At 40.3% G+C, this 13,362-nt stretch carries 7 protein-coding genes; 6 read left to right on the forward strand and 1 reads right to left on the reverse strand.

The window, feature by feature from the left end:
* Positions 1 to 118 precede the first annotated feature (118 nt).
* The 6 genes from CLV48_RS10395 to CLV48_RS10420 all read left to right on the forward strand — a co-directional run bounded on the left by CLV48_RS10395 (position 119) and on the right by CLV48_RS10420 (position 11,693).
* Positions 119 to 2,254: a glycoside hydrolase family 20 zincin-like fold domain-containing protein gene (locus CLV48_RS10395; protein ID WP_106567220.1), complete on the forward strand. Its 2,136-nt coding sequence runs from the start codon at positions 119 to 121 to the stop codon at positions 2,252 to 2,254.
* A 14-nt stretch (positions 2,255 to 2,268) separates the two neighbouring features.
* Positions 2,269 to 4,422: a hypothetical protein gene (locus tag CLV48_RS10400; protein ID WP_106567221.1), complete on the forward strand. Its 2,154-nt coding sequence runs from the start codon at positions 2,269 to 2,271 to the stop codon at positions 4,420 to 4,422.
* A gap of 38 nt (positions 4,423 to 4,460) precedes the next feature.
* The gene (locus CLV48_RS10405; protein ID WP_106567222.1) at positions 4,461 to 6,341 is read left to right on the forward strand and encodes an aldolase/citrate lyase/malate synthase family protein; all 1,881 of its coding nucleotides are present in this window, start codon (positions 4,461 to 4,463) and stop codon (positions 6,339 to 6,341) included.
* Between the two features lie 106 nt (positions 6,342 to 6,447).
* On the forward strand, positions 6,448 to 9,351 hold the full coding sequence (locus CLV48_RS10410; protein ID WP_106567223.1) for an FAD-binding and (Fe-S)-binding domain-containing protein: 2,904 nt from the start codon (positions 6,448 to 6,450) through the stop codon (positions 9,349 to 9,351).
* Positions 9,352 to 9,353: 2 nt separating this feature from the next.
* Positions 9,354 to 11,030: an L-lactate permease gene (locus CLV48_RS10415; RefSeq protein ID WP_106567224.1), complete on the forward strand. Its 1,677-nt coding sequence runs from the start codon at positions 9,354 to 9,356 to the stop codon at positions 11,028 to 11,030.
* Positions 11,031 to 11,078: 48 nt separating this feature from the next.
* On the forward strand, positions 11,079 to 11,693 hold the full coding sequence (locus tag CLV48_RS10420) for a NanQ anomerase/TabA/YiaL family protein (protein ID WP_106567225.1): 615 nt from the start codon (positions 11,079 to 11,081) through the stop codon (positions 11,691 to 11,693).
* Positions 11,694 to 12,022: 329 nt separating this feature from the next.
* On the opposite strand, the gene CLV48_RS10425 is transcribed toward CLV48_RS10420, so the two are convergent.
* Positions 12,023 to 13,357, reverse strand: a complete 1,335-nt coding sequence (locus CLV48_RS10425) for a dicarboxylate/amino acid:cation symporter (protein ID WP_106567226.1) — start codon at positions 13,355 to 13,357, stop codon at positions 12,023 to 12,025.
* Positions 13,358 to 13,362 lie beyond the last annotated feature (5 nt).

The following is a 13,362-nucleotide window of genomic DNA, read 5'->3' on the forward strand; positions in this document are numbered from 1 at the left end:
TATGACTCATAAGAATAAATTATTCAAAGGAGACATAGCCAGATTTTTAACTAATGTCCAGTTTAATTCCTCAATTATCCGGTTTTTTCCGACCAACCGGTGTTACAGCTATAGCTTTATGAAAAAAACAATGTTAGGACTGGTTACCTATTTGATATTGGGGCTTGCCTCTGGATATTCCCAGTCAGTTTATATCCTATTTGATCCAAATGTAGATCAGGCAAGGTATGCAAACAAAATCCTTACAGAAGCCTTAAAGGGAAAAGGGTATCATATATCCCCCGACAGAGGTGCATATGATTTTTTATTAAACCTTGATATCAATTCGGTAAAGCTTGAAAAAGAGGCATATATGATTATTCCCGATAGGAAAGTCATAACTGTCAACGGAGGAGATGCAAACGGATTACTTTATGGATCCCTGTCTTTGAAGGAAAAAGTTCTTAACGGAATACCCATTTCAGAAATAGGCTTTGAGCAAGAAAAACCGGAGTTGGAGTTCAGAGGAATTAAACATAATCTTCCTTGGGATGCCTATAGAGCCAATCCGGCACTGGACCAGCATTACTTAACTGCAAGAGATATCAATTATTGGGAAGCGTTTCTTGATATGATGGCTGAAAATAGATTCAATGTACTTTCCCTTTGGAACTTGCATCCCTTTACGTATATGATTCGGCCCAAAAATTTTCCTGAGGCCAGTCCATTCACCGATGCTGAATTTATGCAATGGCAGGAATTATACAGGGGAATTTTCAGAATGGCTAGGGAAAGGGGTATTGAAACCTACATAGTTAATTGGAGCATCTTCGTCAGTGAGGAATTCTCCAAAGCTCACAAGGTGGCAAAGGATAATTTCTATCCACATTTTTATGTAGATGGGGACACTTCTGAAATTGTCAAAAGATATACTCGAGAAAGTGTGACACAGGTCTTAGAGGAATATCCCGACCTGACAGGTTTTGGGATTTCACATGGGGAAGGAATGGGAGGAATGACACCTCAACAGAGACAGGACTGGATGAATGAAACTATGATTGAAGGGATGAGACTTGCTAATAGAAAAACAAAATTCATCCATAGGGTACCCTTTTCAGCTAACCTAGGGTCAGGTGGATCCACTAGCAGGGATACTGAAAGATTAACGAGGGAAGCCATGGAAAAAATCGACTATTTTGATGGGCCAATATGGGTGGAAATGAAATTCAACTGGTCACATGCCCATTCTACCCCTGATCTTGTCAAGGTCCATGGAGGGGAACTTGGAGATACCTATTTTGTGCCAGAACCCAAAAATTATAAAATAACTTGGATGGCAAGGAACGAAGATTTTTTTACCCTCAGGTGGGGCGTTCCGGATTTTATCCGTTTACACATTGCAAAGAACAACCATTCTTATGTGGGAGGATATTTTATCGGATCAGAAGGTTACATTCCTGTAAAGGATTATTTCACAGCGATCAACAAACCCGTAGACTGGAAATACGCCTTTCAAAGACAGTGGCTTTTCTACAAATTGTGGGGTAGACTTCTTTACAATCCTCAAACGCCTGATGAGGTATTTAAAGCTGAATTCAATAGGAGATATGGAAAAAACACTGAGGATCTTTTGGAAGCATTTTCTCTTTCTTCATCCACGCAACTTAGGCTGGCCTCTGTGTTTGACTCCACTTGGGATCTTACCCTATATGGAGAAGGGTTTATGTCTCTGGACAAGGGTACCATGAAATATATCTCTGTGGATAAACTGATCAACCAGAAAACAATGGATCCCAATTATATTTCAGTAAAGGACTTTGTGGGACAAGGAACCTCAGCTGGTACCGGTTATGAAATAAAAATCACACCTCTGGAATTGGCCAATAGATTGGAAAGAGACTGTAAAAGGGCTCTAGAGCTAGTTGAAAACATAGAGTTGAAAGATAATGCTTCTCTGCTTTATGAGGTCAGTGATGTCCAGGCTTGGTCCAATCTGGGTCTTCACTTAGCCGAAAAATTACGGGGGGCAGTCCATTTGCAAACCTTCAGGGTCTCTGCTAGTGAAATCCACAGAGAGCTTGCTATTGCCCACCTTGAAAATGCCCTTTCTTATTGGGATAAGGTTATAGCAGTTACCAGACCCATTTATAAGGATATGCCCTTGACCCCTTATCTTCACAACAACAATGCCCTTTTTCATTGGGAACATCTTAGACCTGAAGTGGAAGATGACATTTCAATTGCCAAAGGGCAGAAAATAAATTCTTTAGATTAATAAATCATGTCTATATGAAACGTTTCCCTGTAATCTTATTGCTTTTATTGCTTTTTGTGTCAGAATCCTTTGGCCAGACAGTATATATTCTCTCGGATAAATCTTCCCAACAGGCTGAATATGCCCTTGGAAAACTCAGTCCAGTACTGGTTTCCAAAGGTTACCAACCGGTCCGAAATTCGATAAAGTATCATTTTCTCATCAACCTAGCTGTAGACCCATCTAAGGCCGGTCCGGAATCCTATATCATAAAAAGGGAAAATAATATGATATCAGTAATTGGAGGGGATGATAGAGGTCTAATTTACGGCACACATTCACTGGCCGAATCTCTTAGAAACGGAGCAAACCTTGAGGATATTGATTACAGTAGTGAAAAACCTCATTTTCCACTCAGGGCAATCAAGCATAATACCTCCTGGTATTCCTACAGACCAAGTTCTGCTCTTGATCTGCACTATGAAATCCTTAGGGATATCAGCTATTGGGAGGCATTTTTGGATATGATGGTCGAGAACAGGTTCAATTCACTTTCCATATGGAACCTGCACCCATTTGTTTTCATGATTCAGGCAAAAAACTTTCCCGAAGCAAGTCCTTTCTCCCAAAAAGAAATGGAAGAGTGGAAAAATCTTCACAAGGCCATCTTTAAAATGGCCAGCCAAAGGGCAATTGAAACTTATATAATACCATTCAACATCTTTGTAAGTCATGAATTTGCAAAAGCACATGATGTGGCCCATAATAATGTTTATCCACATTACTTTGTACCAGGAGATACATCTGAAATAGTCAAAAGATATACTAGGGAAAGTGTTGCCCAGGTTTTGCAGGAATATCCAGAGCTTACTGGATTTGGTCTCACTTTGGGAGAAGGAATGGCAGGAATGACTCCCCAACAGCGCGAAGACTGGATGTTTGAAACCTACATTGAAGGTATGAGGCTTGCCGGTAGGCCTTCAAAACTTGTCCATAGGATACCTTTTTCCAGCACAACGGAATCCTTAGGCGCGACAAGTGTGGAATTGGAAAGACTGACAAGAAGGGCAATTGAAAGAGAAGCAAAACTGAATTTTATACAAGGACCTATCTGGGCTGACCTGAAATATAACTGGTCACATGCACACTCCACCCCAAAATTGGTAAAAGTACATGGAGGGGAAATGTTCGATACATTTTATAATCCTTTGCCTGAAGGGTACAAAGTTACGTACACTGCAAGAAATGAAGATTTTTTTGCCTTGAGGTGGGGAGTGCCACAGTTTATCCGAGACCATATTGCAATGAATAGCCAGTCCTATGTAGGAGGCTATTTTGTAGGATCGGAAAGTTATATTCCCGCAAAAGACTATTTTACTGCTGCCAAAGGGCAAGTCAACTGGAAATTTGCATTTCAGAGACAATGGCTTTTTTATAAGTTATGGGGGAGGCTTCTGTACAATCCCCAGACTCCAGATAAAATTTTCTCTGCCACATATACGGAAAAATATGGAGAAAAGGGAGTTAACCTACTGGAAGCCATTTCGCTAGCTTCATCTACCCAACTCAAATTGGCCTCGCTTTATGATTCAAAATGGGATTTTACTCTCTATGGTGAGGGGATGATGGCACTGATCGGTAGATATACCAATTATATCACCGCTGACAGGTTAATCAATCAGCCTACCCTTGATCCGGATTATGTTTCGGTTAAAGATTATGTCGATGTATTAAAGGAAGGAAACCATTTCCCTTTAGGCAAAATTACCCCTCCTATTCTAATAGATATGCTAGAGAAGGATTGCAAAAGAGCACTTGAGCTTATCAATGGTACAGATCCAGGGCAGGATCTTTCCCTAGTGTATGAACTCGCAGACATCAAGATATGGGCAAATCTAGGCCTTCACCTTGCTGAAAAGTTAAAGGGGAGTATTTCACTTCAGATGTACAGACAGGGCTTTGGAAATGACCTGAAAGCAAAAGCAATTGCGTCATTTACCGATGCCCTCGGATATTGGGACCAGATAATTGAAATTTCCAGGCCCATTTACAAAGATATGCCATTGGCACATTATAACGGAAGCAGCCATGACAGAAATGACAACAATCTTTTCCACTGGGCGCTGATCAGGGATGAAGTGGCTAATGATATTGAAATTGCCAGGAATGCAACTGTCTCCAATCCCTAAAAAACAACATTCCCATACCACTAAACTTTAAATGGAAAATGAGTAATCCAAAAATCCACATAAGGGAAAATCTCGAAAAGTCTTATTCAGATATCTTTACAAACGAAACTTTGGCCGCACTTTCAAAGCTTTCTTCTTTTAATCCTATCATAAAGGAATTAATGGATGTTAGGATTCAAAGAAGGAATAACAGGATAAAAAATAAACAGAGGATTAAGTTCCTCGATCCGGATTCACTAATTGAAGGTACAACTATCCTCGTAAATGATGCAAGATCTGGGAATTTTGAAGGAAAACCTGTGCCGGATGACCTCCTTAGGCAATGGGTGCAAGGAACGGGGCCGGCAGCCAAACCTAATGCTCCTTTAAAAAACAGTATCAGAAATGTTGCCTACGCCCTTCTATCAGGAGCTGACGGATGGATGTTTGATGGAGAAGATGCACTGGGTCAGATAAACAGTATGTCACTGGATAATCAGAGAAATCTAAAACTGGCCATTCAGAGGTCACCTGTTTTTTTGGAAGTTGCTCATACTGTTGCACAGGAAATGAACAAGTGGTCAATAGGATTTTTGGGCCGTACTATAATAGAAGACTGGGAGAAACAACTTGATTTTACAACAATAATTTTTAGGGCAAGGGGACTTCACCTAGATGACAGGCACATAAAAGATGAAATGGGAAGTGCTATGGCTGCATCCATTGTGGATCTTGTACTTTATGTGGTTAATAATTATGAGAACCTTCAAAAGAAAGGATCATCGATAGTCCTTTACCTTCCCAAAATACAGACAGCCTCTGAAGCTGGGCTGTGGAACAGGATGATATCGGCTCTGGAAGATCATTTGGGTCTTGAAGACGGAACGGTGAGGGTATATGTGCTGGTAGAACAACTTGAGGCTACTTTTCAATTAATGGAAATCCGAGCAGCCTTAGGTAAACATTTTGTAGGATTTAATACTGGGAGGTGGGATTATATAAACAGTGTTTCGGATGCAATGTGCTGGGACAGAAATTTTGTAAACCCCAATATTGAATCTATAACCATGACCTATGGCTATATGAGAAATTATGAAGACAGGGTTAGAAGAGCGGTAAATACTCCAGACAGATCGGGGAATTTTGCATTGTGGCAGGGGGGAATGGAACCCAATATCCCTGTAGGTTCTGAACATGGCGTTGCCATTAGTATGGATAAGGCATTGAAGGGAGGGGAAAGGGAACAGTTGGAAGGTGCTAGTGGAAAGTGGGTAGCACACTGGAAAATGGTCCATATCATCAGGCCTATATGGGAGAAGAAAGGTTTCCAAAACCAATTGGGAAGAAAATTCCCAGCTCTCGGTTATTCATTAGAAGATGCGGATGGATTGCTTGAACTTGAAGAAGCCCCAAGAACAGTTGACGGAGCAAGAAATTTAATTAGTGTGGCTCTCCAATACGGAAATGCTTTCGGGCAGGGTATGCAGGCCGCAGCACTCAAACCTGCAGACTTTTTCAACAATGATAACGTGCTTTATCTGATGGAAGATATGGCCACTGGTGAAATTAGAGTCAGCATTCTTTGGGAATGGATACATAAAAAAGCAGTTATTACCTGTGATGACCAAGGGTCAGGAGTCCGTAAAGGAGATACTTTTTCTCCTGACCTTTTTGAAAAATTACTCGAAGAGGAGTATGAAAAACTTCTCATTGCCTCAGACAGAGATGTGCATGATGGTTCTAAGGATACCACCCTTCCGATTTCAAAGGAGATTGTAAAGACCTTCGTTCTCAATAAAGAGAAGCTTCCTTGGTTTATTGATCTTCTCAATATCAATCTCAATAATGTGGAAATTGATGAAGCAAGAAAAAGGATTGCAAAATACATATTGGAATTCATCGGATCGGGTAAGAGAATTACCGAGAACCTTGATTTTTGATATATCTTCTATCCCTGATCCTTTACAGTTCCGGTAGAATTCAGTCTTAGGAAAATAATTACCAAAAGAAAGACCCTGAAAACAAAAGACAAGAAACCCAAAAATTATGGCCATTGACTCTGCACTTATAGCTGAACTGGAAAAGGTAATCCAGGGAGAAGTCCTTTCCGATGTATATTCACTTGGAATGTACGCAACCGACGCAAGTATATATCAGATTGTTCCAAAAATAGTCATCCTCCCCAAAAATGATCAGGATGTTCAAAATGCCATTGGCTTTGCAAATAAACATAAACTGAAAATTTTGCCACGAGGGGCAGGTACGAGCCTTGCCGGACAGACAGTAGCTGATGGAATGGTACTTGATTTTTCCAAATATATGGACAGTATCCTGGAAGTGAACCTTGAGCAAAGATGGGCAAGGGTTCAGCCCGGACTTGTCAGGGATGTGCTTAATGAACATCTTGCTCCCATGGGACTTCATTTTGCGCCGGATCCGGCGACAAGCAGTAGGGCAAATGTAGGGGGTATGGTCGGTAATAATTCCTCAGGTACCAAAAGTATCTTATATGGGAAAACAGTAGATCATGTCTTGGAAGCAAAAGTGATATTGGCAGACGGTACCATTCTTCATTTAAAAGAATATTCCCCCGAGGAATACGGGCAGCTATGTGAGATAAGGAACAGAGAAGGACAGATTTATCAGGGCTTCAGACAAATAGTAAAGGAAAATGAAGAAGAAATAAAAAGAAGATTTCCAAAAGTGATGCGAAGGGTTGGAGGCTATAACTTTGATGAGTTTGTATATACCGACAGATGGAATCTTTCAAAAATTATCACTGGAAGTGAAGGAACTCTGGCAACAACTCTGGAACTGAAACTGAACCTTGTTCCTCTTCCAAAATTTAAATCTGTGGTAGTGGTGCATTTCTCAGAACTTCTGGAAGCAATTTCAGCCGTTACACCTATGTTGGAATACAACCCTTCTGCCATTGAAATCCTTGATAGAACCGTTCTGAATCTTTCAAAAGAAAACCTTACTACCAAACAGCACTGTCATTTCATTGATGGGAATCCAGAGGCTATCCTAATTGTGGAATTTTATTCCGATACATTTGAAGATGTGATGGAAAGGCCGGAACAAATGATTAAAAAATTATCGGAAATGGGTATTGGTTATGCCTACCCCCTTTTCCCTGAAGGTAAATCTTATGAGGATGTTTGGATAGTTAGGAAAAAAGGACTTGGCTTAATGCTAGGAATCAAAGGGGATAAAAAACCACTTCCATTTATAGAAGATGCAGCAATTCCCATAGAGGTATTGCCTGAATATATCGATCGGGTATTAAAGATATGTGAACATCACAATACCGGAGTTTCCATGTATGCACATGCAAGTGTCGGAGTAATCCATGTAAGACCAATTCTGGATCTCAGAAATGGCAAAGATATTGAGAACCTAAAAAAAATTGCCGATGAAACCTTTGAACTTGTTCTGGAATATGGTGGAAGTTGGAGCGGTGAACATGGTGACGGACTAGTAAGGAGTGCATACAATAAACGTTTTTTCGGAAGCAAGCTCTACGCTGCTTTTATAGAGTTAAAAAGACTTTTTGACCCAGGAAACCTTATGAATCCAGGAAAAATAGTTGAAGCCCAATCCATTGAAAAAAACCTGAGGTATGGTACGGAATATAAAGATGAAACAGTACAAACTCAGTTTAAATATCGGGCAGAAAACAGTTTCAGGGAGTCGGTTCATATGTGTACAGGGGTAGGGGAGTGCCGCAAAATAATTGGCGGAACAATGTGTCCTAGCTTCAAAGCTACAAGGGATGAAGAACATTCCACCAGAGGAAGGGCCAATGCACTTAGATTAGCAATGTCAGGACAACTGGATACAGATGGCCTCAGCAGTGAAAGACTCCGTCAGACAATGGATCTTTGCCTATCTTGTAAGGCATGCAAATCAGAGTGTCCGAGCAATGTGGATATGGCAAAAATGAAAAGTGATGCCAGCCAGTTGTATTTCGATAAGCATGGCCCCTCCCTTAGGGACAAATTGATAAGAGATTCTTCAAAGATGGCATCCGTGTTTTCAGGACCTTTCGCAAAGGTTATGAATTTAATACAGAAATCATTGTTATTCAGAGTTTTACTTGAAAAGATAGTGGGATTTGACAAAAGAAGGAAACTCCCGGATTATTCTGTCCAGCCATTTTATAAATGGTTTGAAAAAAGTGTAAAATCACAACCAGAGCATAGTAAGAAAGTGGTGCTTTTTGCTGATACATTTCTGAATTACCATGAACCCCAAATCGGAAAATCAGCGGTTGAATTATTGAATTCCTGTGGATATGAAGTGATATTGGCCAATGTGGGATGTTGCCAAAGGCCTAAAATTTCTCATGGATTCCTCAAGGATGCAAAAAAAGAGGGTACTGAAACCGCTAAAAATCTCAAAACTTATTTTGATCAAGGATTGAAAGTATTAGTCTGTGAACCCAGTTGTGCCTCTGCGCTCAATGACGACCTACCAGACCTGATAGATGACCTTGAACTTGCCCAGAATCTCAGGACCAATGTAATGATGATTGATTTTTTTCTTGAACAGGAACTCAGATCTGGAAACCTAGAGGTTGAGTTCAGTGCTGTTGCAGATGATCTGTTTATACACGGCCACTGCCATCAGAAAGCCCTATATGGTACATCTTCGGCCAAAAATATTTTTGCAAGGACCAATGCAGTTGCTAGGGAAATACCTTCCGGATGTTGTGGAATGGCCGGTTCATTCGGCTATGAAAAAGAACACTATGACATCTCTAGGAAAATAGGAGGGGAAATTCTCTTTCCTGCTCTTGAAAATATTTCGGAAACAGGGACTGTGGTTGCCAACGGATTCAGCTGTAGGCACCAGATAATGCATTTTACTGAATTAAAACCCAAACATTGGGTGGAAACAGTCCGGGCAATTCCTTCAAATAATAAAAATAATCCCAACCTGCCTTAACTATGACTGTTTCTTTACTACCTTTTCTTGCCCTTTTTCCAATTTTATTGGTAGCTGTTCTGCTCATTGGGTTTAGGCTTCCGGCAAAGTACAGTATGCCAATTGGTCTGGTAAGTACCGCATTGATTGCCAAGTTGGGATGGGGACTTTCTGTAATTGATATTGCTGCTTCTTCTATTCAGGGGCTATTCATTACCTTCGATATTCTTTACATAGTATTTGGAGCTATATTACTTCTTACATTGCTTAATTTTTCTGGGGCCATCAAAGTTATCAGAGATGGATTTTCAGGAATAAGTGAAGACAGAAGGGTGCAGATTGTCATTATTGTATGGCTTTTCGGATCTTTCATCGAAGGGGCAGCAGGGTTCGGTACTCCGGCAGCTATTGTGGCTCCTTTGTTGCTTGGAATGGGATTTCCTGCCATGGCAGCTGTGATGTTAGGATTGATGGTGCAGAGTACACCTGTAACTTTTGGAGCAGTAGGCACTCCCATCCTGGTAGGAGTCCGTGCAGGTTTGGAAAGTCCTGAACTTGATATTTTGCTTGCTCAGACCGGAATGGATTATGGGAATTACATTCAGTTGGTCACGACTCAATCCGCTGCCCTTCATGCAATTGTAGGAACCTTAATGCCTTTTTTTATGATCTGCATGATGACCAAGTTTTTCGGAGGAAAAAAGAGTTGGAAAGAAGGGCTAGTCATGTTGCCCTATTCTATTTTTGGGGGGCTTGTTTTCACGGTTCCCTATCTTCTGACAGGCATATTCCTGGGCCCTGAATTTCCATCCTTATTGGGCTCTCTGGTTGGTTTGTTGATCCTCATCCCCTTAACTAAGAAAGGGTTTTTGGTACCAAAGAATAAATGGGATTTTCCTGAAAGAAGTACCTGGCCAAATTTATGGTTCGGAAACCTCAAAGTCAATATTGAAAGTCGGATCATTAGACCAGAATTATCACTGCTCCGATCTTGGTTACCTTATATTCTTCTGGCCTTGGTACTGGTATTTACCAGGATGCCCCAGTTTCCACTTAAGAATTTCCTTTTATCATTTGAACTAGCTTACCAAAATATTCTAGGATCAGAGATATCAGCTTCCAGTACCCCTTTGTATTTGCCCGGAACCATACTTCTATTGGTTTCTTTGCTGACTGTATTTCTTCACAGAATGGATTGGGGCAATGTTGGACTTGCTCTTTCACAAAGTGCTAAGATGATCATTGGAGCAGGATTTGTTCTGGTTTTTACCATCCCAATGGTCAGGATTTATATCAATTCAGGAATCAGTACAGAAGGATTACAGGGTATGCCTATAGTAATGGCTGAATGGGTTGCTACAAAAGTCGGCACAATTTATCCCCTTTTCGCACCTTCCATTGGGGCTTTGGGAGCATTTATTGCCGGTAGCAATACAGTTAGTAACCTTATGTTCGGACTTTTTCAGTTTGGTGTAGCCGAGAGACTTAGTATGCCCACAAGCATAATGGTGGCATTACAGGCGGTAGGTGCCGCAGCTGGTAATATGATTGCCATCCATAATGTAGTGGCTGCTTCTGCAACTGTTGGATATCTGGGAAAAGAAGGTATGATTCTAAGGAAAACAATCCTTCCAACGATATACTACATTGTCTTAGTTGGCCTTTTGGGACTATTGATGGTCAATTCCTTTATTATTTAAATTCTTTTTGTGCATTTAATATTAATACTAATCGTTTAAGACCCTATTATGAACTATAGAAAAATTTCATTCATCCTAGTTATATCCTTAATGTTCAATACTTCATGTAATAAACAAAATTCTCCTGATAAATGGTCGGAAGAAGAAATTTCTAATTGGTTTGAAAGTAAGGAATGGCTTGGTAATACTGTTTTAAGACCCCATGAGTCAATTGACAGAAAACAGTTTGCGGCCCATTACCATTTGAACAAACCATTATGGGATAAAGCGTTTGATTACCTTATAAATACCGATTTAAAAAATATTGAAATCGGAATTCACGAAATCCAGGGCAGGGAGCTGTATGTTATGGTGACAGAGTACTCAACAAAAGATCCAACGGAAATTTTCTTCGAAAACCATCAGGAATATACAGATATTCAATACGTGGTATACGGTAGGGAATTTATTGGACTCACCGAACCTCGTCATTCAAGTATCAGAACTCCTTATCAAAAAGACAGAGATATCACCTTTTACAATGTAACCAATAGTAAGAACCTTTTGGCAGACCCCAGAAGTTTTTTCATCTTTTTCGAAGAAAATATCCATTGTCCGGCCATTCGAGTAAATGGATCTGAACCTGTAAAAAAAGTGGTTATAAAAATAAAAAATAGAAACTAAAAAATTCAGTAGATAGATTGGGCTATCAATCGAAAATCAGCTTGGTTTCCAGGTTGATTTTTTTAATTAAATAATTTAAAAAAATTGATTACAATAAAAGGGGGATATAAGCCTTTTTACAGAAAGTCAACGCTCCCAATTAGTTGAAGGTTCATTCACCAGATTTGAGAACCTATTTTCCTTCAGAGCCTCCCGCAAGGTGTTTCAGCGTCATCGTAGACAAGATCAATTCCAAGTTGATTATTTAGGTATTACAGTTGTAATGGATCAAGCAGGGACCATACCAAGTTACTTTGTAAGAGTCTTCTTTTTGGATATTTCAAAAACATTTACTCTTCATTATTCGGAGTAAATGGATTGGATTCTCTTATCAAGCCTGAAGGAAGTTCGCCTTCTGTAGAAGCCACCGCTACGCAAACCGCAGCATCTCCGGTAATATTGACAACTGTTCTGAACATATCAAGGATCCTATCAGGGGCAATAATCAGAGCCACTCCAGCTCCTGGGACGCCAATTGCTTCTAATACTATAATCAACATGATCAAGCCAGCCCCTGGTACTCCTGCTGAACCTATTGCAGCCAATGTAGCAGTCAGGACAATGGTAAGTTGTTGTGAAATGGTCAGATCCATACCCAATGCCTGCGCAATAAATACGGCTGCTACTGCCTGATACAAGCTGGTCCCATTCATATTGATAGTAGCACCCAAAGGAAGCACAAAACTACTGACTTCCTCAGAAACTCCGATTTCTTCTTCAACCAACTTCATAGTAACAGGCAATGTTGCTGAACTGGAGGAGGTTGAGAAGCCAAGAAGCATGGCAGGTCGTATAGATTTGATAAAATCCAAAAATGATATTTTGGTAAAAGATTTTAAAATGACGGAATAAACACCTACAATGATAAGTATGAGTCCTGATAGAACGACGAGGGTATATTTTAGAAGGGCTAACAAGAGTTCAACTGCAGAATCAGGATTTTCTCCCGCAATTTCTACAATTAAGGAGGCCATCAACGCAAATACCCCGTAAGGTGCGATCATCATGATGTATTCTACGATCTTGATGATGACGTCATTTAGTGAATCAAAGAAGCCTATAAAAGTCTGAGCTTTTCCTTTATCAATCTGTAGAAGGGCAATTCCTGCAATGATGGCAAAAAACACCACCTGTAGCATACTACCATTGTTAGAGGCGGCCGCAAAGAGGTTTTCCGGAACAATATCCACTAAAGGCTGCAATGGTCCCTGGTCTTTGATGGCTGCAGCTGAACTCGCTTTAGAGCCGGCCTGATCATCAAATTGTGCCATTAATTTATCCCTTGTTTCCTGAGGCAACTGTTCACCCGGTTCAAAGAAGTTGACCAAAAGGAGACCAATTGTTATAGCGATTACAGTAGTGACCAAATAGGCCAGGATAGTCTTTCCTCCAATTCTGGAAAGTTTGGAAATATCTCCTAGATTGGCCACCCCGACTATAAGACTCGCAAGTACCAATGGTACCGCAATCATTTTAAGGGCATTTATAAAAACAGTACCTATGGGTTTGATATAGTCTACGGTAAAGTTTGGGGAAATGCCAAATTGAATGATTACCAGACCAAAAATCAAACCTAAGACCAAACCAAGGATGATTTGGGTGTGTAAAGGTATCTTTTTAAACATTTTAT

This window comes from Cecembia rubra, assembly GCF_003014575.1.
In the GTDB taxonomy this organism is placed as follows: Bacteria; Bacteroidota; Bacteroidia; order Cytophagales; family Cyclobacteriaceae; genus Cecembia_A; species Cecembia_A rubra.

Coding starts and splice junctions, on each gene's coding strand:
- CLV48_RS10395 (WP_106567220.1), top strand. CDS start 119: ATGAAAAAAACAATGTTAGGACTGGTTACCTATTTGATATTGGGGCTT.
- CLV48_RS10400 (WP_106567221.1), top strand. CDS start 2,269: ATGAAACGTTTCCCTGTAATCTTATTGCTTTTATTGCTTTTTGTGTCA.
- CLV48_RS10405 (WP_106567222.1), top strand. CDS start 4,461: ATGAGTAATCCAAAAATCCACATAAGGGAAAATCTCGAAAAGTCTTAT.
- CLV48_RS10410 (WP_106567223.1), top strand. CDS start 6,448: ATGGCCATTGACTCTGCACTTATAGCTGAACTGGAAAAGGTAATCCAG.
- CLV48_RS10415 (WP_106567224.1), top strand. CDS start 9,354: ATGACTGTTTCTTTACTACCTTTTCTTGCCCTTTTTCCAATTTTATTG.
- CLV48_RS10420 (WP_106567225.1), top strand. CDS start 11,079: ATGAACTATAGAAAAATTTCATTCATCCTAGTTATATCCTTAATGTTC.
- CLV48_RS10425 (WP_106567226.1), bottom strand. CDS start 13,357: ATGTTTAAAAAGATACCTTTACACACCCAAATCATCCTTGGTTTGGTC.